This window comes from Phytoactinopolyspora halophila, from assembly GCF_003287285.1.
GTDB lineage: Bacteria > Actinomycetota > Actinomycetes > Jiangellales > Jiangellaceae > Phytoactinopolyspora_A > Phytoactinopolyspora_A halophila.
On record NZ_QMIG01000023.1, the window covers coordinates 51,425 to 71,625 of the forward strand.

Here is a 20,201-nt window from a genome sequence, read left to right on the forward strand (position 1 = left end):
ACTAACCGACCTCTGTGGTCGGTTAGTGTTCATGATCATCGGAGGGAGGGAGCGGGGTGGGGTCAGGCGGAACCGCGCTTGCGGAGCGCCTCATCCACGGCCGGATCGCCGAGCTGGCCGAGCCACTCGACCAGCTCCGGATAGGTCGCAGGATTTACCGCGATATGCGGACGCAACGACGGCTCCTTCGCGGCGATGTCGGCCAGGGTTTGCAACGGCGTGTTCGGATCTTCGGCCATGCTCGCCGTGTAGCCGGACGCGGTCACCGGTTCCGGCTCGGGAGCGGCCGGCGCGGACGGCTGCTGCTCGGTAGCCGGCACTGCCGTCGGTTCCTCTGCCAGCTCCGGCTCCACCTCGGCCATATTCGGATCCTCGCTCGGAAAGACCCGGGTGGAGTCGTCATCGTTGCCCGTGTCCGGGGTCTGCCCGGCGCCCGTATCGGGCTGAGCCGTGGCCGAGTCCTGCTGTGCCGCGGCCGCCCTGCTCTCTGCCGCCTGAGCAGCAGCCGGGGCCTGCGAGGAGGTCGCGCCCCGGGGTTCGGAATGCGTCGCCACACCGCCGGGCGTGCCCTGCCCGGCCGGAGCCGCCGCGGTCGCGGAGCCCTGGCCGACGGTGAACGCCCCGAGCTCGTCACGTACCGACTTCGGCGTGGTCAAGACGAGGGCGATCGCGATGGCGAACACGAACCAGGCGCTGATCGAGGTGGCCGCGAACCTCTCGATGAAGGCGGCATCGGAGGCGCCCAGCACGGCAGCACCGACGATACCCACGACCGCCAGCGCACCGGCTACACCCATGGCGACCGGACGTCCCGTCTGCGCATCGGCGGTCAAGGCGTTGCGCCCGACGAGAGCCACCGCCAGGGCGATGAGCCAGAGCACGAGCACCGTGATGTACGGGAACCGGGCGTCCTCGTTCTCGATCAGTTCGAAGGCGAACACGGCCACCCCCGCCACCGCTGTCACGATGGCGAGCTGGAAGATGCGGACGGGAACGCCGAGCCAGCGCGCGGCTCCACCGCTTCTGCCGATGAGCACATCCAGTCCGGGCGCCGCGGCAGCCACGGCCAGCGCCGGCCACACGAGGAATCCCGGTCCCATCAGCCGCTGGGACCACACGTCCCCGATCGTTTCTTCGGCGCCCAGCGACCAGAAGGCGGCGATCAACCCGACCACGCCCAGGACGACGGTCGCGTCACGCCACGCCGCGTCGTGGCGCATCACGCCCAGCACGGCAAGCACCGGCAGGCCCACGAAGAACAAGGTGACCAGCACGTAGACGATGATCTGGCTCCACTCGGCGAACTCGCCGGCGTCGATCAGGAAGATGATCGCGCTGATCAGCCCCAGCACGACGGCGACACCGGCCAGCGCGAGCGTCACGGTACGCCACAAGGCGCCATCGCCGGCGCCGTCCTGTTCGGACGAGCGCCCCTGCGCCGCCATCAGCACGCCGGCCAGACCGATCACCAGGCCCACGCCGATCCCATCTCCGGAATCGACGCCCGTCCCGAACGCGCCACCGGGACCACCGCCGTCGCCGAGATACGCCAGCACCAGCGTGACGAGAACGACGGCGACGTAGGGAACATTGGCAAGTAACCGGACCAGCCGCTGCTGCGCGGGCCGTATCGTGTCCGGCAGGACCGAAGCGGCGCGCAGGTACGGCAGGGACAACGAGATGATCGACAGCAAGGTCACGAGAATGACATAGACCTTGCCCGTCGCCTGATCCTCGAAGTCCCATGCCATGCCGAGCGGTACCAGCAGGAACAGCACCGACAGCACGTCACGCACGTAGTCGCCGATGGGGATGGCGGCGAACGGGTTGGCCGGACGTACCGCCGCGCCGGCCGCTGGCCGCGCTCCCCCTCCCTGCGGCGTTCCTTGCGGCGCCCCGCCCGGCGGACTGGTGGCCGTCTCAGGAGGGCTCGTCGGTTGTTGCGCCGATGGGCTCATCGGTTGGCCACAATTCGTGCAGTACGGCGTGCCCGTAGCACGCGCACCGCAATTGCCGCAGAAGTTCATCACTCAATCTCCAGTCCGGTTCCTTGACCTCATGCTCTCACCATGTCGTCGCAAGGCTCCGGGCCACACGCTAGAGCACGGTCGTCCTCATGAACAGTGCCCTGGCCGAGGAGCGATCAAACCCCCTCACGCCGGACGTGTCGCCACCAGAGAGCCATCCGGTGCCGCGACGAGGACCGGTGTTCCGGCCCCACCGAGGTCGCCCACCACCGCGACGTCGATATCGCCGGGGTCTGCCGTCGTGACAACGGCAGCCGCGTCCAATCCACGAGCTCCACTCGACACGGCCATGGCGACCGCCGCCTCGAGCGCGGAGAGCTTCAACGACGGCAAGCCTACCGACGAGGCCGCATACGTCCGGCCGTCGGGGTCACGTACTGCCGCACCATCTACAGTGCCGTTACGCGCTCGCAGGCTGCGGGCCAACGTTATGATCTTGGCGTCCTCGGGATCCATCGCGTCCTCGCTCACCGGACAGCTTTCCTTCCTCTCGCGCCATCGCCTGGTCGAGACACCGTTTACCGGGTCAGGCCCATCAACTCGAGCCGGCCACGTCTTGTGCGTCGGCAATCCGCCCGGGAAGCCGGCTGACTTTCACGGTACTGATCCGGTTGCGGCGTCCCGTCGTGTCCTCAGCCTCGAGATGTAGCTCTCCCACCTCGGTCTGGGCACCCGATATCGGGACCCGTCCCAGGTGCTTGGCCAGCAACCCACCGACCGTGTCGACGTCGTCGTCGCTGAGGTCAATGTCGAACAGCTCCCCGAGCTCATCGACCTGCAGCCGGGCACTCACCCGCACGGTGTCGTCGTCGAGCCACTCGATCGGTTCCTCCGTGGAGTCGTACTCGTCAGCGATCTCGCCGACGATCTCTTCGATGATGTCTTCGATCGTGACCAGACCAGCGGTTCCGCCGTACTCGTCGACCACCATGGCCACGTGAGTACGCCGGGCTTGCAGCTCACGCAGAAGATCATCGACGGGTTTGGAATCGGGCACGAAGAGTGCCGGGCGGGCGACGGAGTCCACCCGCTCGGTCGATTCTGCTTCCCGGTTCTCGTAGACGCGCTGCGCCACATCCTTCAAGTACACGATCCCGACGACGTCGTCGAGCCCGGTGGGTCCGACCACGGGAATCCTGCTGAACCCGCTGCGCAGAGCCAAGGTCTGGCATTGGCGAAGCGTCTTGTGCGCCTCGATGAAGACCATGTCGGTACGCGGCACCATGACCTCGCGGACCGTAGTGTCACCCAGCTCGAAGACCGAGTGGATCATCTCCCGCTCGCCGGACTCGATGATCTGACCGGCCTCCGCGAGATCGACCAGCTCGCGCAGCTCGGCTTCGGTGGCGAACGGTCCCTCACGGAATCCCTTCCCCGGCGTCAGCGCGTTGCCGAGGAGGATCAGCAGCTTCGGCAGCGGACCCAGCACCCGGGTAAGGGTCAACAACGGCCCCGACATGACGAGCGCCACGCTTTGCGCGTGCTGACGCCCCACGGTCCGCGGTGCCACACCGATCGCGACGAACGAGACGATCAGCATGGCCGCGGCCGCCACGACCACTCCTTGCCAGGCCGCGTCGAAGAACCCGACACATACGACCGTGACCACGGCAACAGCCAGAATCTCGGCCGCGATCCGCAAGAGCAATGCGGTGTTGAGTGCGGGTGCCGCGTCAGCCAGCAACGTGACCAGCGACCTCGCGCCGCGCCGGCCGTCCTTGGCCAAGTTCTTCGCACGTGATTGCGAAAAGGTGGTCAGCGCCGCTTCGGCCATTGCGAACACTCCAGCGACGAAGACCAGCACGACCGCCGCCACGAGCAACCAGGCGGTACCGTTCACCGCGAGCTACGTCTCCTGTTCACGCTGATTACGCCAGTCCCGCCACTCGGACAGCAGCTCCTTTTGCAGTCCGAACATCTCACGCTCCTCGTCCGGCTCGGCGTGATCGTATCCCAGCAGATGCAAGATGCCATGGGTGGTGAGCAGGTGCAGTTCCTCCTCCGTGCTGTGCCCCGCACCCCGTGCTTGCTCGGCGGCGACGTCCGGGCACAGGACGATGTCTCCGAGCAGTCCCGGCACCGGCTCTTCACCCTCGGACGGCGGGCGCAGCTCGTCCATGGGGAAGGACAGCACGTCGGTTGGCCCGGGCTCGTCCATCCACTGCACGTGTAGCTGCTCCATGGCACCGGGATCGACGAGGACGACGGCCAGGTCCGCCTCGGGATGGATACGCATCCGTTCGAGAACGAACCGCGCCAGATCAGAAAGTGCCTTGACGTCGACATCGGCACTGGTCTCGTTATTGACCTCGATGGTCACGAACGTCTCCCGGATGAGCGCTGATGATCCCGTCCGCGCGCTCCGGAGCGGGACGAACGGCTATCGGTATGCCCGGAATCGAACTTCGCGTACGCGTCCACGATGTCGCTGACCAAGCGGTGACGTACGACGTCGTGGCTGGACAGCCGGCAGAAGTGGACATCGTCGAGCTCGTTGAGGATGCCCTCCACCACGCGCAACCCGCTCGACGTTCCGGTGGGCAGGTCGATCTGCGTGACGTCGCCGGTGACCACCATCTTCGAACCGAACCCGAGTCTGGTGAGGAACATCTTCATCTGTTCCGGAGAGGTGTTCTGCGCCTCGTCCAAGATGATGAAGGCGTCGTTGACGGTGCGCCCTCGCATGTAGGCCAACGGAGCGACCTCGATGGTGCCCTCGGTCATCAGCCGCGGGATGGTCGACGGGTCCATCATGTCGTGCAGCGAGTCGTAGAGGGGCCGCAGGTACGGGTCGATCTTCTCGCTCAGCGATCCCGGCAAGAATCCGAGCCGCTCACCGGCCTCGACTGCCGGGCGGGTCAGGACGATGCGGTTGACCTGCTTGGCCTGGAGGGCCTGCACAGCCTTGGCCACGGCCAGATACGTCTTGCCGGTACCGGCCGGACCGATGCCGAACACGATGGTGTTCTGATCGATCGCGTCGACGTATCGTTTCTGGTTCAACGTCTTGGGGCGGATGGTGCGGCCGCGGTTGGACAGGATGTTGGCGGTCAGCACATCAGCGGGCCGCTCGGCCGTGCGGGACTGCAACATCGCCACGGTCCGCTCGACGGCTTCGGGACTGAGTCCTTGACCGGTCCGGATGACGGCTACCATCTCGTCGATGGCGCGCTGTGCTTCCGCGATCTGCTCGGAGTCACCACTGAATGTGATCTCGTTTCCGCGTACGTGGATATCGATGTCGGGAAACGACGATTCGACCACCCGGATGAGTTCGTCGCCAGATCCGAGCAAGCTCACCATCGGAATGCTCGTGGGAACGACGATCACGTGCTGGGCTTGTTCCGGCGCCCTGTCTACTTCGGTCATGGGTCGGCCCTGACGGGCCTCGATCACTCCACCCTCCGGTCTCGGCTGTCATCCCGGGTGCGGAATCCGGGAACCATCATCCTTGACGATGCGTCCATCGTACCCAGTAACACGGACAATCAGGAGTGCATTTCCGCTGCCAACCGCCCACTCAACCGGAACCCCAGCCGGCGCGTGGGCATCGGCTAGCCTGGTGGCCAGGCAAGTGCCCGCCCGCCGAGCACGTGAGCATGCGTGTGAAAGACGGACTGTCCTGCCTCGGCGCCGGTGTTGAACACCAGCCGGAACGACTCCAGGCCTTCCTCCTTGGCCACGGCGGCACCCTCGTTGATGATCTCTACCATGGCCGACGGGTCGTCGGCGGCCAGCGATGGGGCATCCTGGTGGTGTGCCTTCGGGATGACGAGAACGTGCGTGGGCGCCTGGGGCGAGATGTCCCGGAACGCCAACGTCCGCTGTGACTCCCGTACTACCGTCGCGGGGATATCGCCAGCAACGATCTTGCAGAACAAGCAGTCGGCATCAGTACTCACCCCGAAATGGTAGAGCGGCGATGCCCGCACGATCCACGATCCGTTCCGGCATCTTGTTTTCGGCGTCTTGTTTCGGCATCGGCGAGCCGGTAAACCTTTCTCGACCCCAACGCGTCGGTAGGAGTATGTGGTGGAAGACAGCGACCGCAGCGGCGGTTCGGCACCAGACACGGACGAAGCCCCCGTACCGGACGCAGACACGGCGATCACCCAGCTCTACGCGGTGCATTATGCCGGGCTGGTACGGCTCGCCGCCCTGCTCTTACGGGACGAGTCGGTTGCCGAGGAAGTCGTCCAGGACGCGTTCGTCGCGCTTCACCGTCGATGGCGCCGGCTACGCGATCCCGCGAAGGCACTCAGTTACCTGCGCACGTCGGTGGTCCGGGGCACCCGCTCGGTCCAGCGCAGGAAACAGGTCGCCAGGCGCTCCCCGCACGAGCTTCCACCGGATGCGCCCAGCGCAGAACACAGCGCCATGGCAGGAGCGGCCGGAAACGCCGTGGTGGAGGCACTGCGGGAGCTGCCGGCACGCCAACGCGAAGCGCTGGTCCTGCGCTACTACGGCGGCCTGTCCGAATCCGAGATCGCAACAGCCATGAAGATCAGCAACGGCGCGGTGAAGAGTCACACGTCGCGCGGCCTTGCCGCGCTACGACCCGTATTGGAGCCCTGGTCGTGACGGCGCCACGCGAGGGAGGTGTGCAGTGATGAACGAACAATGGTCCCCCGAGGAGCGAGCGTTGAGCTCGGCCCTGCACGAGACCGCCGACCAGGTCCAGCCGGGTCCTGACGGGCTGGCGCGGATCCGGCGCCGCACGGCGAGCGGAGTGCCGTGGTGGCGCAGCCCGGCCGTTCTCGGCGTTGCCGGTGGGATCGCCACCGCCACAGCCGTGGTGGCGATCGCGGTCAATGTCATGGGCCCGGGCGAGAGCGAGACGTCCGTCCAGCCAGCGACGACGCCCGAGGTCACCGAGACCGACGAGGGCACCGCCACCGAGCCACCCCCGTCCGAGGAGCCGTCTCCCGAGCAGGACGATCCGACCAGCGAGCCGACCGACGCTCCCGGCGATCACGAGGATCCGTCTGCCGAGCCGACGGAGGCCGCGGACGAGACCGGGCAGCCGCCCGGCGACGATTCGGCCGACGCCGACGTGACCGCCATGCCCGTCTACTTCGAAGTTGCGGAACGCCTCACCCGGGAATGGCAGTCACCACCCGCTGACCGGGACGTTCTGTTCAGCGCGGTGGACTATTCGCTGAACGCCGAAGCTCTCGACCCCCGGTACGACAGCCTGTGGGCGCCAGTCGAGGTGAACTCGGTGCAGGTCGTCGACGACGTCATCGAGGTGGACTTGCGCTCGCCCGTCGAACTCGCCGCCGGCTCTTCCCTGGCCGACGAGGCCGTGCAGCAGCTCGTGTACACGGCCACGGCGGCCGCGTCGGTGGCACGCGAAGACGTCGACGGTGCGCTGCCGGTCCAGCTCCTCGTCGACGGCACTCCCCCGGACACTCTGTTCGGCGAGCTCGACGCCACCGAACCGTTCACCCGGGCAGCTCAGGAGGATGTGCGGCACCTGGTGCAGATCGACAGTCCCGCCTACGGCGAGGAGGTCACCGCTCCGGTCAACGTCACCGGCGTCGCCGCCGTGTTCGAGGCCACCGTGCTCTGGGAACTGCGGCGCGACGGCGAGGTCGTCGATTCCGGGCATACGATGACCGAGGAGGCGTTCACCTTCTCGCCGTATCATTTCGCGTTCGACGATCTCGAACCTGGCACCTACGAGATCAGCCTCATGGAAGATGACCCTTCCGGAGGTGAAGGGCGCGAGCCGTACGTCGAGACCAAGCGGTTCACCGTCGTCGAACCCTGACGGTGGCGGCACGGTGGCCGCCGCCTACGCCCAGCGCTGGGTCCGCGACAGCAGGATCCCGGCGGCCACCGTGCCCGCAGTCGAGGTGCGCAAGACCGTCGGTCCGAGACGGGCGATGACGCCACCTGCCGTGCGAAGGCCGTCGAGCTCGTCCGGGGTCATGCCGCCTTCCGGCCCCACAGCCACGACGATCTCCCCGCCGTCGGGAAGATCGATGCCGGATAACGGGTGATCCCCGTCCTCGTGCAGGACGATGCCCAGGTCCGCGCTCCGCAGCCGGGCCGCCACCGCGGGCGTCGTCGCCAGCTCGGGCACCTCCGGCACCCATGCACGCCGCGCTTGTTTGGCCGCCTCCCGCACGGTGGCACGCCACCGGCGCAGGCCCTTGTCAGCGCGCTCGCCTTTCCACTGGACGATGCACCGTGCCGCGGCCCACGGGATGATCTCGTCGACGCCGACCTCGGTCATCGTCTCGACGGCCGTTTCTCCCCGATCGCCCTTGGCCAGCGCCTGCACGACCACGATCCGCGGCGATGGCGGCGGCACGTCGACCATCGAATCGACGGCACACGTCAGGCCGCTGCGGTCGGCAGCGCTGACGACACATCGCGCGACCCGGCCGCGACCATCGGTGAGGTCGATCCGCTCGCCCACGCCGATGCGGCGCACCACGGCGGCGTGCCGGCCCTCCTCGCCGTCCAGGCGTATCTCGTCCGCCGCGCTCAGCGCCGCGTGATCAGTGACGAATACCGGTACGGACACAGCACCGACCAACCTCTCGCGCCCCTGAACGTCCGGGCCGATGTCCGCGCATCTCCGGGCGTTCGAGGGCTCAACAGCTCAGCCCCGGCCGTCCTTGAAGGCGTCCCGGATGCGACTGAACAGGTTGCCCTGGCTGGCCACGGTGCCCGGCCCCGCCACGTGCTCTTCACCACGCAGCTTGGCGAGCTCGCGCAGCAGCTCTTCCTGGCGCGAATCGATCTTCGTGGGCGTCTCGACTTCGAGATGGATGATCAGATCTCCACGCCCGGTACCGCGCAGCCGCGGGACGCCCCGCGCGGACAAGCGGATCTTCTCGCCGGCCTGGGCACCTGGACGGACCTCGATGACCTCCTTGCTGTCCAAGGTCTCGAGCTCGACGTTGGTGCCGAGGGCGGCAGCCGTCATCGGAAGCTGCAATGTGCAGTGCAGGTTGTCACCATCGCGGGTGAACACCGGGTGGCGTTCGATCGCGATCTCGACGTAGAGGTCACCGGCAGGTCCGCCACCGGGACCGACCTCGCCGTGTCCCGACAGCTGGATGCGGGTTCCGTTGTCGACACCGGCGGGAATCTTCACGGTGAGCGTCCTGCGGGTACGAACCCTGCCGTCGCCGCCACACTCGGTGCACGGGTTCGGGTTGGTGGTACCGAATCCCTGGCACTGCGGGCACGGACGGGCCGTCATGATCTGGCCCATGAAGGAGCGCTGTACCTGCTTGATCTCGCCTTCTCCCCCACAGGTGACACAGGTACTGAGCTGCGCACCGGCAGCCGTGCCCTGGCCCGTACACGTCGTGCAGACCACAGCAGTATCGACCTGGAGCTCCTTGGTGGCACCGAACACGGCCTCGCGCAGTTCCACCTTCAGCCGCACGAGCGCGTCCTGGCCACGCCGCATGCGGCTGCGCGGTCCACGCGTCGCCGTGCCACCGAAGAAGGCATCCATGATGTCGGTGAACGAGAAGCCTCCACCGAACCCGCCGGCACTGGCGCCGGCTCCACCACCCGACGCGAGAGGATCACCGCCGAGGTCATACATCTCCCGCTTCTGCGGGTCGACGAGTACCTCGTAAGCGTTGGTGACCTGCTTGAACTTCTCCTGCGTCTCCGGATCGGGATTGACGTCAGGATGCAGCTTGCGTGCCAGCTTGCGGTAGGCCTTCTTGATGTCCTCCGTCGAGGCGTTCCGGGATACACCCAGGACCTCGTAGTAGTCGGTGGTCGACACCATCTATCCCCACAGATCCTTTAATTCGCGTCGAGTATCTGACTGACATAACGTGCAACAGCACCGACCGCCGCGATCGTTCCCGGATAGTCCATCCGGGTCGGGCCGAGAACGCCCATGCTGCCCACCGTCTCGTTGCCCGGACCGTAGCCGGTCGTGACAACGGACGTGGAGAACAAGCCCGACTGGGCGTTCTCCTCACCGATTCGGACCGTAACCGGCGATGTGCTCGTCGCCTGCCCCAGCAGTTTCAACAGTACGACCTGCTCCTCCAGGGCAGACAGCAACGGCTCGAGTTCCACGTCGAACTCTTGCCCGTAACGGGCGAGGTTCGCCGTTCCGGCGACCGCGACCCGCTCCTCGTGCCGTTCCACCAACGCTTCCAGCAATGACACTGCCACACCCGACACGACGGGCCGGTCCTCCGGTGCGAACTGTTCTGGCAGATCGCTGACCGTCGACGCGACGGATGTGAAGTCCAATCCCACCACCAGCTCGTTCAGCCGCGCCCGGAGATCTCCGAGCAAGCTGTCGTCTGGCTCCTGAGGCAGCTCGACCACGCGCTGCTCGACCCGGCCCGTGTTGGTGATCAGCACGATCAATACGCGCGCACCCGCCACCGGGACGAGCTCGACATGGCGGACCGTTGACCGGGTGAGCGACGGATACTGGACGACGGCGGCCTGCCGGGTGAGTTGCGCCAGCAACCGCACCGTCCGGGATATGACGTCGTCGAGATCGACCGCGCCATCGAGGAACGAACGGATCGCCCTGCGCTCCGCCGGAGACAGCGGCTTGACGGTGGAAAGGCGGTCAACGAACAGGCGATACCCCTTGTCCGTGGGAATCCTGCCCGCACTCGTATGCGGCTGGGCGATGTACCCTTCCTCCTCCAGAGTGGCCATATCGTTACGGATGGTTGCCGACGATACGCCCAAATGGTGCCGATCTACCAGCGCCTTCGAACCGACCGGCTCGTGTGTGTCGACGTAGTCCTCGACGATTGCCCGCAGGACTTCCAGCTTGCGGTCATCGATCGGCACGCCATGCACCTCCCTGGACACCACTGCAGCCTGTTGGCACTCACGCCTTCCAAGTGCCAATTCTACGTTGCTCGTCCAGTGCCGTCGCTCCCCTACGGCGACGCCTCACCCACTACCGCCCCACGACGTAGTAACGTCGCGGATTGTGACGCGAATTCCGGACCGTTACGGCCCCGACGTGCTGGCCCGCTCACCACACCCGAAACGCCCGACCAGCGTGGAAACAGCTGCCGAGCCCGGCCTCGTCGTCGAAGACGCACAGAGCGGCTTCTGCGGCGCGGTGGTCGAATGCGACAAACATGGTGTCACCCTCGAAGACCGGCACGGCAACCGCCGCGCCTTCCCGCTCGGACCGGGATTCTGGATCGACGGCAAGCCTGTCGCGCTGGTGCGGCCGAACCACCGGGCTCCCACCAAGCCCTCCCGCACGGCGTCCGGCTCACGCCCCGTCGAAAAGCAGCGCGCCCGGGTCGCCCGGGAAAGCCGGATCTACGTTGAAGGCAAGCACGACGCCGAACTGGTGGAAAAGATCTGGGGAGATGACCTGCGTGTCGAGGGCGTCGTCGTCGAGGAGCTCGGCGGTGCGGACGATCTGATGGAGATCGTCCGTGACTTTCGTCCCGACGCGACCCGCCGGCTCGGCGTCCTTCTCGACCACATGGTGGAGGGCACCAAGGAAGCCCGGATCGCCGGACAGGTGGCCGAGGGTCCCCTCGGTGACCACGTACTGATCGTCGGCCACCCGTATGTCGACATCTGGCAGGCGGTGCGGCCCTCGGTGCTCGGCATCGATGCCTGGCCCACCGTCCCCAGGGGAGTGCCCTGGAAAGAAGGGGTGATCGATGCACTCGGCTGGTCGGGAGATCCGCCCGCGGTATGGCGGCGGATCCGGGAGTCGGTGACCACCTACACCGATCTCGAACCCGCCTTCCTCGGCCGTGTCGAGGAGCTGATCGACTTCGTGACGGCCGCGGAATCGGCCTAGGTACGGCAGCCGCCGTCCTGGCCACCGTTCGGTTCGTGACGGTTCAGCCCAGATACGGGCCCGGAGGGTCAGCCCAGAAGATCCCGGACCACCGCGTCGGCCATGAGCCTGCCACGCAACGTCAACACCAGCCGGCCTTCCGACAGCGCGTCCGCGTCGGCGAGCCCTCCGTCAACCGCTCGCCAGGCCGCAGCCCAGCCGTCGTCGTCGAGCACCGCGCCGTCGAGACCGCCGGCCAGCCGCACTTCGAGGAGCACGCGTTCCATCTCGCGCGTGCGCGCATCGAGGATCTCGCGGGCATACGCGGGGCTCTGTCCCTCGGCCAGCCGCCGCGCCCACGACGCCGGATGTTTCAGATTCCACCACCGGGTCCCGCCCACATGGCTGTGCGCTCCCGGGCCGATGCCCCACCAGTCGGCACCGGTCCAATACAGCAAGTTGTGGGCACACCGCGCGTCCGGCGTCCGGGCCCAGTTGGACACCTCGTACCAGCTGAATCCCGCGGCCGTCAGGACGTCCTCTGCCAGGATGTACTTGTCGGCATGATCGTCGTCGTCCGGCATCGGAAGCTCGCCGCGCGCGATTCGCGCGGCCAGGCGCGTCCCCTCCTCCACGATCAAGGCATACGCACTCACATGATCCGGATCGGCACCGATCGCCGCCTCCAGGCTCGCCCGCCAATCGTCCTGGCTCTCGCCGGGCGTTCCATAGATCAAATCGAGGCTGACGTGTTCGAATCCGGCCGCCCGCGCCTCGCGCGCCGCCTGCTCTGCCCGGCCCGGCGTGTGCACGCGATCCAGGACCGCCAGAACGTGGGCCCGTACGCTCTGCATGCCGATCGAGATCCGGGTGAAGCCAGCTTCACGCAAGCCGGCGAGCACGTCCGGTGTCAAGGTCTCGGGATTCGCCTCCGTGGTGATCTCAGCGTCGGGGGCCAACCCGAACTCGGCGTCGATCGCCTTCAGCACCCGCCCCAGATCCGCTGGAGGCAGCAGCGTAGGGGTCCCGCCGCCGACGAACACGGTCGCGACGGGCATGTCGGCGCGCTCGACCGGTCCCGCGCCTGGCCAGGCGGGTCCGTGCATCACCCGCCTGGCCAGGCGCAGCTCGGAGATGGCGGCGTCGGCCCAGGACGACCGGGAGGCACCGGGAACGTCACCCAGCTCGGCCGCGGTGTAGGTGTTGAAGTCGCAGTAGCCGCATCGGGTCGTGCAGAACGGCACGTGCAGGTAGAGACCGAACGGGCGAGAACCGACGCCGGCCAGCGCCGACGCTGGTAGCGCGCCGTCGGACGGGACAGGCTCACCGGGCGGCAACGTCGAGGGCACACCTCATTCTCCCTCCCACACCCGCTGATCATGAACACTAGTCGACCTATGTGGTCGACTAGTGTTCATGATCAGCGGGTGTGGGAGCGGGGCAGGTCAGTCGTACATGCGGTCGAGGACGTCCATGTAGCGCTTCTCGACCGCCTTGCGCTTGACCTTCAAGCTCGGGGTCAGATCCCCGCTCTCGATGGTGAGGTCGTGCGGGAGGATCTCGAAGTTCTTGATTGTCTCCCAGCGGCCGAGCCGGGAGTTGAGCTCGTCGATCTGGCCCTGAACCAGCTCGCGGACCTGCGGCGTCTGCGTCAGCTCCGCGTATCCCATATCGCCGAGACCGTTGCTCTCGGCCCACTCACGGATCGCTTCCGGGTCCAGAGTGATCAGGGCGGTACAGTAGTTCCGGCCGTCACCGTGGACAACAATCTGGCTGGCCTGCGGGCTGACGGCCTTGAAGATCACCTCGATCTTCTGCGGCGCGATGTACTTGCCGCCCGAGGTCTTGATGAGATCCTTCTTCCGATCGGTGACGCGCAGGAAGCCGTTTTCGAGCGCACCGATGTCGCCAGTGTGGTACCAGCCGTCCTCGTCGATCGATTCGGCGGTCAGCTCGGGCATGTTGTGATACCCACGCATCACCGCTGGGCTGCGGACGAGGATCTCGCCGTCGTCGGCGATCTTCACCTCGGTACCGGGCAGCGGGGGTCCGACGGTGCCGAACCGGTTGTCATGGAGGCGGTTCACGAACACGGCCGCGCTGGTCTCGGTGAGCCCGTAGCCCTCCAGGATCAGCATGTCCGCAGCGTGGAACCACTCGGCGACCTCCTGGGAGAGTTTGGCCGAGCCGCTGATGAAGAACCGGATGCGGCCACCGAGCCGGGCTTTCACCTTGGAGAATACGAGCTTGTCAGCCAGCCGGAACTGGACCGCCAGCACCCCGCTGGGTTCCTTCCCCTCCTGGCGCAGCGCCGACACCTTGTGGCCCACGCCGAAGGCCCAGTCGAAGATCTTCTTCTTCAACCCGCCCTCTTCGGCGGCCGTCGTCGTCACCCGGGCCCGAACCTTCTCGAAGATCCGCGGCGCACCTGCCATGAATGTCGGTTTCACCACGCCGAGGTTCTCGACGATGCGGTCGAGATTGCCGTCTACTGCGGTGGCGAAGCCCACTCGAAGCTGGATGGCCTCCAGCGTCTTGCCGAAGACGTGTGACAACGGGAGCCACAGGTATTGGAGGTCGTCCGTGGAGAGGATGTTCACCGCGTCGACGGCCACGCCCTCATAAACCCAGTTGTCGTTGACGAGGAGCACGCCCTTGGGCCGGCCGCCCGTGCCAGAGGTGTAAACCAATGTTGCCAGCGTTTCGGGGCCGACGGCTTCCAAGGCGTCGTCGACGGCCGTCGGCTCCTGCTCCAGCCGCTCGCCTCCCCGCTGTTCGAGCTCGTCCAGCGAGATGACGACATCACCGTCGCCCGTGCCGTCCATGACGACGATCTTGACGAGATCGGGAAGCTGGGAACGCTGTTCCAGCACCTTCTTGACCTGCTCGTCATCCTCGGCGAAGACGACGCGCGCATTGGAATCGGACAGGATGTGCTCGACGTCCTCGGGGTTGGTGGACGGATAGACCGTCGTGGTCGCCGCGCCGATACAGTTGATCGCGAGATCCGCCAGGATCCATTCCACTCGCGTCGATGCCGCAATCGCAACGCGCTGCTCGAATTCGACACCCACGGAAAGCAGGCCAGCCGCTAGCCGCCACACCCGATCCTTCGTCTGCCGCCACGTCAGTGACGACCACCCGACTCCGTCGGGATACCGGTAGGCTTCCAGATCCGGCGTTGCCTCCACCCGCTCAAGGAACATCCGCCCGATGGACGGCGGACGATCTGTGACCTGATCGATGGTCTCCGCTGTGTCGGCTGTCATCACGTTCCTCCAAGAGCACCATCGCCGGTGGGCCACGCTTGCATCGTGACCGGGTGGTGGAAGATTACGACGGTATCAACCCTCACGAACAGTCTACGTCGGCAGTTGTGGTCATTTCGTGAGGCCAGGCGAGCAGGACCGGTCGAAACGAACCGGCAGAAGGGGGTTCAGAACGGGTACTGCCCGACGGCGCCCTGCGCGGTGATCCACCGGGTTTCGGTGAACGCATCCGTGTTGGCCGCCGCACCACCAAACCGGGCACCCGTCCCCGAGGCGCCGACGCCGCCGAACGGGGCCACCGCTTCGTCGTCGACGGTCTGGTCGTTGATGTGGACGATTCCGGTGGGAATCCGCTCGGCGAGCTCCATCGCCGCCATGACATCGCGGGTGAGGATACCTAGCGACAGGCCGTACTCGCTCCGTGCGGCGATGGTGGCGGCTTCGTCGGGTGTGGAGAACGGCACGACGGGAGCCACGGGGCCGAACACCTCCGCCGCGTACGCCGGGGTGTCGGTGGAGACGCCACCCAGCACGGTCGGCCGATAGAAGAGGCCCTCGTACGTCCCTCCGGCCGCCAGCCGCGCCCCGCCGTTCACGCTGGCTCGCACCAGCTCGTGAATCTTGTCTCGCTGACCAGCATCGATCACCGGTCCGACGGTAGCGTCCGGCATACTGTACGGGTCGGCTACCGTCATTCCGTCGGCCGCGTCCGCCAGCCGCGCGACGTACTCGTCGACGAGCCGCGCGTGCACGATGTGCCGTCCCGCTGTCATGCAGATCTGACCCTGGTGGAAGAAGGAGCCAAACGCACCCGCCGAGACCGCGCGGTCCAGATCGGCGTCGTCGAGCACGATCAACGCCGAGTTGCCACCGAGCTCCAGATGTGCCCGCTTGAGACCTCGCGCCGCCCGTTCCCCCACGGCACGTCCGGCCGCCGTGGAGCCGGTGAACGAGATCACGCGCACGTGGGGGTCATCGATCAAGGCCTCCCCTACCTCGACGCCTCCGGGAAGCACGTGCAACAGCCCGTCCGGCAAGCCCGCCTCCTCGAAGATCCGGGCGATGGTGACCCCACCGCACACGGCCGTCCGGGGATCGGGTTTCGCCAGCACGGCATTGCCCAGTGCCAGTGCCGGCGCGATCGACCGGATACCGAGGATGAGCGGGGCATTGAACGGAGCGATCACGCCGACGACCCCCGCCGGTACGCGGCGCGCCAGGCTGAGACGGTACTTCTCGCTCGGAAGGATCTCACCCATGGGTTGCGACGCCAGCGCCGCCGCCTCGTAACATTCCTGCGCGGCAACATGCGTCTCGAATCCGGCTTTGGCCCAGACCGACCCGGCCTCGCGCACGAGCCAGTCCTGGATCTCGGCCGCATGGTCCTCGAAGAGCCGTCCTGCCGCTCGCAGCACGGCCGCACGCTCTCCGAACGGCCGCCGGGCCCACTCTCGTTGCGCTTCGGCGGCGTTCTCCGCCGCCCAGGAGATGTCGTCGTTTCCGGCAATCCCGACGGCGCCGAGCTCGGCGCCGGTGGACGGTTCGACGACGCGTCGGCTCTCCGCTGCGGTGTTCCACCCGCCGGAGAACAACGCGGCCGACCAGAGTTTCGGTTCGAGCAGGACCATGGTTTCCTCCGTGCGTTCTGTCAGATGAGGGCCGAGCCGCCATCGATGTTGATCGTCTGTCCGGTGTGGACGTCGCTGCCGGATGGCCGGTGCAGCGTCCGGTGATCAGTGCTGCCGTGCCGTGCAGCGGCGCGCACACCGGTTACTGCCCCTTGGTGAGCCGCTCTTCCATGTCCTGCACGCCGAACTCCGCGTATTCGCGGGTCAGCTCGTCGATCTTCTCCTGCGTCACATCCCGGCCGATGTTCTCCACCAGCATGGTCTCCTCGAACAGGTTCTCCGCACGCCACTCCTGGAACTCCTCGTCCTCCTCGATCAGCGTCACGATCGAGTCGGCGAGCTTGTCGACGGTTTCCGGCGGGGTACCCGGCGTCGTTCCGATGGCCAGGCCGAGCTGGAAAATCCGGTCGCCAGAGAAGGTGACGTCGTACTCGTCCTCGACTTCGGCGAAGGTCTTGGCGTTCGGGAAGTCCGGATGCGGCTCGTCGCCGGCGATGAGCACCGGCGTGTATTCGTCCTCCTGGTCATAACGGACGAACTGGTTCACTTCCCGGCCGATGAAGTGCTGTTCTCCGGTGAGGACGCTGCTTTGTGCCTGGCCGGGATCGTAGCCAGGCGTGAAGATGAAATCCACGTCGAGCGCCTCGAACACGGTGAGCGCCACCGGGTTCACCGGGCTCTCGTAACCGCCGTCCCCGTACCGGACAGGCTCGGCGTCGAGCAGATCCTCGAATGTCTCGATCGGGCCGTTCGCGTCGACGTGGAATGCCCACGGACCTTCGGTCAGGGTGCCGAACCATTCAAACTCCTGCCAGCCCGGGTCGATCGTGCCCAGCTGGTCATGGATACCGAAGGTTCCCTCGACGCCGATGAACAGCGTGTGCCCGTCCGGGTCGGCGCCGGCCGCCTCGTGATAGGCAGCGGACTGATTGGCACCAGGTACGTTCTCGACGACGACATCTTCGCCCCAAAGTTCTTGCAACCGGGGCGCCAGGCCGCGCGCCATGAAATCCATCCCGGAACCAGGCTCGGATCCCACCAGGATCCGCACGGTATCCGTGGGGAACTCCGATGCGTCACCGTCCGCTCCCGACGCGCTGGGGACGTCCCCGTCGTCGGCACACGCGGTGAGTGCGAGGAGCACGGCCGCGCTCGACCCTGCCCCTGTCCGGATGAAACGACGTGTCCTCTGCATCGGCGAACTCCTATCCGTATCGTCTTCTCGCTGGCGTCTCCTGCTGGCCACAGGTGGAATGCGGATGTGCGGGTCAGAAGAGGGCAGGTAACCTCCCTCCGCCGAACAGATCGGGAACGACGGTCGGCACCACGCCGGTCCAGAACATCGTGGGTGCGCTGATCCCCAGAAGGAGCAGCAGTGCGGCAACGACGGTCGCGATCGCGACCGCTGCCGCGACCTGCCGGCGGTCAGAACGCCAGATATAGGCGGCGATCAGGACCGGGAAGGCGAGGAATCCGGCGATCAGGACCGCCACGGTGAACCCGGCCGCCCAGGCCAACACGCGCGCGTGTGACCGGACCGCTCGTGCCGACAGATCGACGGTGCCGTTGCCATGGACCGTCTCGCCGCCGCCGTCGATCTTCGCGATCACCGACCGCAAGCGCGGCGACAGCTCCGACACCAGAACGATCACCAGAAGGGCTGTCGTCGCGGCCGAAACCACGCCCGGGAACAGCCCCATATCGCCTTCGTAGCCCAAGGAGCCGAGGAGGAAGAACGCGCTGAGCACGAGCAGGCCGGCCGCGAAGATCGCCGCCGCCGGTATCCGTACCCGGGGAGCCTCCGCGCTCCCACCGGTCTCACCTTCGTGACCTGCCGTGCCACCGGAAAGACGTCCGTGCCCCTCCTGTCGTCCGTCCCGGGTGCCCGTAGCCGCCACCGCGACGGGCTCCTCCGTGCGTACATGCTCGGCGGAGCCCGCATGCTCGGCGGAGCCCGCATGCTCGGACGACTGTGCCGGCTCGTACGAGCCACCACCCAGCCGCATCTCCGCACGTCGCCGGTTGATCAGCCATGCCCCGGCGAACGAGACGACCATGATGGTGATGATCGTCCAGACGACTCCGCCTTCCACGAGACCGGCGTAGCTTCCTTGCGACATGACCAGTGTCTGCACGAACGCCCGTTCGGCCTCGATGCCCAGCAGGAATCCCAGCACCAAACTAATCACCGGATAGCTGAACTGCGTCATGCCGTACGCGAAGATCGCCGCTATGACCACGATGGTGGTGTCCCAGATGTTGTTCCGGAACAGGTACGAGCCGATCAGCGCGCACATGATGACGACCGGGACCAGGTAATAGCTCGGCACCGTGGTGATGCGGGAAATGAACGGACCCGTCATGACGCCGAAGACCGAGACGAGTATCTGCCCCAGCACCAGACCCAGGACGATGACCACGACCATGGGAAGCTCGTTGCTGAACAGCGGCTGCCCCAGCGCGACACCATGCATGAGCAACGCGCCGAGCAGCACGGCGGTGTTCGGATCGCCGGGGATACCGAACGCCAGTGTCGGCATGAGGGCGCCGCCGTCCTTGGCATCGTTCGCCGACTCCGAAGCGATAAGTCCTTCGGGTGTGCCCTGGCCGAATTCCTCGCCACGCTTCGACAGCTGCTTGGACATCAGATAGTTGACGAAGCTGGCCGTCGCCCCGCCCACGGCGGGAATGATTCCCAGCAGCACGCCGAGGACCGAGCCACGAACGGTGACGACACGGTGGCGCCACACGTCAGCCACGCCTTGCCGTGCCTGCGTAAAGAAACCGCTGGTGATGGCGCTGTGTCCGGGCGGTCCGGACTGCGCCACGGAGGTCTTGGCCCCGAGGAACACCATCGGGGCGACGGCGAACACGCCGACGAGGAGCGCGGCCATCGGCACGCCGTCGTACAGGAAGTCCATACCGCCGGTGAACCGCTCACCGGGAAACACGTAATTCCGCCCGATGAAGGCGATGAGCAGGCCGAAGCCGCCAGCGACCAGCCCCTTGATGGTATTGCCCTTGGCCGACAGGGAGATCATGGCGATACCGAACAGGACGAGCCAGAACGTCTCCCGCGCGCCGAAAGCCGTGATGATCTGGGAAATCACTGGAATCAGCAGGAAGAGGGTGAGCGCGCCCACGGTGCTGCCCACCAGACACGCCAGGCCGGAGATCAAGATCGCCCGCGCGGCCTCGCCACGCAACGCGAACGGATATCCGTCGAACGTGGTGCACACGTTCGCGGGCGTACCGGGGGTGTTGATCAAGATGGCCGGCAACGATCCCCCGAACGAGGCCGACGACATGATCGCGACGAAGAGCAGGATCGCGTACTGCGGATCGGCCCCGTAGGTGAACGGCAGCAGCAGGATCATCGCCTGGCTGGCTCCGAGCCCGGGAAGCATGCCGAAAGTCAGGCCAACGATGGCGCCAGCGATCAGCATCAGCACGCCGACGGGTGTGAAGACGGTGGAGGCGGCGTCAACGAGGGCGGCTGTCACCGGTC

Annotated in this window: 17 protein-coding genes; 3 read left to right on the forward strand and 14 right to left on the reverse strand. The window is 66.7% G+C overall.

The window, feature by feature from the left end; translation table 11 throughout:
- Window positions 1–62: 62 nt before the first annotated feature.
- The 6 genes from DPM12_RS17960 to DPM12_RS17985 all read right to left on the reverse strand — a co-directional run bounded on the left by DPM12_RS17960 (window position 63) and on the right by DPM12_RS17985 (window position 5,929).
- Window positions 63–1,958, reverse strand: coding sequence for a DUF7937 domain-containing protein (locus DPM12_RS17960; protein WP_112259726.1), 1,896 nt, complete (start codon window positions 1,956–1,958; stop codon window positions 63–65).
- A gap of 195 nt (window positions 1,959–2,153) precedes the next feature.
- Window positions 2,154–2,483, reverse strand: coding sequence for a cytidine/deoxycytidylate deaminase family protein (locus tag DPM12_RS17965; RefSeq protein WP_112259757.1), 330 nt, complete (start codon window positions 2,481–2,483; stop codon window positions 2,154–2,156).
- A 79-nt stretch (window positions 2,484–2,562) separates the two neighbouring features.
- Window positions 2,563–3,867 carry a hemolysin family protein gene (locus tag DPM12_RS17970; RefSeq protein ID WP_211659108.1) on the reverse strand — a complete coding sequence of 435 codons (1,305 nt, stop codon included), beginning with the start codon at window positions 3,865–3,867 and terminating at the stop codon, window positions 2,563–2,565.
- Window positions 3,868–3,873: 6 nt separating this feature from the next.
- Entirely contained in the window at window positions 3,874–4,347 is a 474-nt protein-coding gene (ybeY, locus tag DPM12_RS17975; protein ID WP_112259727.1) for an rRNA maturation RNase YbeY, read from the reverse strand.
- Entirely contained in the window at window positions 4,344–5,396 is a 1,053-nt protein-coding gene (locus DPM12_RS17980) for a PhoH family protein (RefSeq protein ID WP_112259728.1), read from the reverse strand. Before DPM12_RS17980 ends, ybeY begins: the two co-directional genes overlap by 4 nt.
- A 185-nt stretch (window positions 5,397–5,581) precedes the next feature.
- On the reverse strand, window positions 5,582–5,929 hold the full coding sequence (locus DPM12_RS17985; protein ID WP_112259759.1) for a histidine triad nucleotide-binding protein: 348 nt from the start codon (window positions 5,927–5,929) through the stop codon (window positions 5,582–5,584).
- Window positions 5,930–6,059: 130 nt separating this feature from the next.
- Here DPM12_RS17985 and DPM12_RS17990 point away from each other — a divergent pair, with 130 nt between their 5' ends.
- Window positions 6,060–6,608, forward strand: coding sequence for a SigE family RNA polymerase sigma factor (locus DPM12_RS17990; protein ID WP_112259729.1), 549 nt, complete (start codon window positions 6,060–6,062; stop codon window positions 6,606–6,608).
- Window positions 6,609–6,636: 28 nt separating this feature from the next.
- Window positions 6,637–7,800, forward strand: a complete 1,164-nt coding sequence (locus DPM12_RS17995) for a Gmad2 immunoglobulin-like domain-containing protein (protein WP_112259730.1) — start codon at window positions 6,637–6,639, stop codon at window positions 7,798–7,800.
- Between the two features lie 24 nt (window positions 7,801–7,824).
- Here DPM12_RS17995 and DPM12_RS18000 read toward each other — a convergent pair whose 3' ends face one another.
- The 3 genes from DPM12_RS18000 to hrcA all read right to left on the reverse strand — a co-directional run bounded on the left by DPM12_RS18000 (window position 7,825) and on the right by hrcA (window position 10,832).
- A complete protein-coding gene (locus DPM12_RS18000) occupies window positions 7,825–8,562 on the reverse strand; it encodes a 16S rRNA (uracil(1498)-N(3))-methyltransferase (protein ID WP_112259731.1) in 738 nt (245 codons plus the stop codon).
- Between the two features lie 78 nt (window positions 8,563–8,640).
- Window positions 8,641–9,792: a molecular chaperone DnaJ gene (gene dnaJ / locus DPM12_RS18005; protein WP_112259732.1), complete on the reverse strand. Its 1,152-nt coding sequence runs from the start codon at window positions 9,790–9,792 to the stop codon at window positions 8,641–8,643.
- A gap of 17 nt (window positions 9,793–9,809) precedes the next feature.
- A complete protein-coding gene (gene hrcA / locus DPM12_RS18010) occupies window positions 9,810–10,832 on the reverse strand; it encodes a heat-inducible transcriptional repressor HrcA (RefSeq protein ID WP_211659109.1) in 1,023 nt (340 codons plus the stop codon).
- A gap of 154 nt (window positions 10,833–10,986) precedes the next feature.
- On the opposite strand from hrcA, the gene DPM12_RS18015 reads away from it, so the two are divergent.
- A complete protein-coding gene (locus DPM12_RS18015; RefSeq protein ID WP_112259761.1) occupies window positions 10,987–11,817 on the forward strand; it encodes a DUF3097 domain-containing protein in 831 nt (276 codons plus the stop codon).
- 68 nt (window positions 11,818–11,885) lie between these two features.
- Here the strand turns inward: DPM12_RS18015 and hemW are convergent, their stop codons facing one another.
- From hemW to DPM12_RS18040, 5 genes are all read right to left on the reverse strand, one after another.
- A complete protein-coding gene (hemW, locus tag DPM12_RS18020; protein WP_112259733.1) occupies window positions 11,886–13,145 on the reverse strand; it encodes a radical SAM family heme chaperone HemW in 1,260 nt (419 codons plus the stop codon).
- A gap of 96 nt (window positions 13,146–13,241) precedes the next feature.
- A complete protein-coding gene (locus DPM12_RS18025) occupies window positions 13,242–15,065 on the reverse strand; it encodes an AMP-dependent synthetase/ligase (RefSeq protein ID WP_112259734.1) in 1,824 nt (607 codons plus the stop codon).
- 167 nt (window positions 15,066–15,232) lie between these two features.
- Complete coding sequence (locus tag DPM12_RS18030) at window positions 15,233–16,693, reverse strand: benzaldehyde dehydrogenase (protein WP_112259735.1); 1,461 nt, start codon at window positions 16,691–16,693, stop codon at window positions 15,233–15,235.
- A gap of 142 nt (window positions 16,694–16,835) precedes the next feature.
- Window positions 16,836–17,888, reverse strand: coding sequence for a Bug family tripartite tricarboxylate transporter substrate binding protein (locus DPM12_RS18035; protein WP_112259736.1), 1,053 nt, complete (start codon window positions 17,886–17,888; stop codon window positions 16,836–16,838).
- 73 nt (window positions 17,889–17,961) lie between these two features.
- Window positions 17,962–20,196 carry a tripartite tricarboxylate transporter permease gene (locus tag DPM12_RS18040; RefSeq protein ID WP_112259737.1) on the reverse strand — a complete coding sequence of 745 codons (2,235 nt, stop codon included), beginning with the start codon at window positions 20,194–20,196 and terminating at the stop codon, window positions 17,962–17,964.
- Window positions 20,197–20,201: the final 5 nt, after the last annotated feature.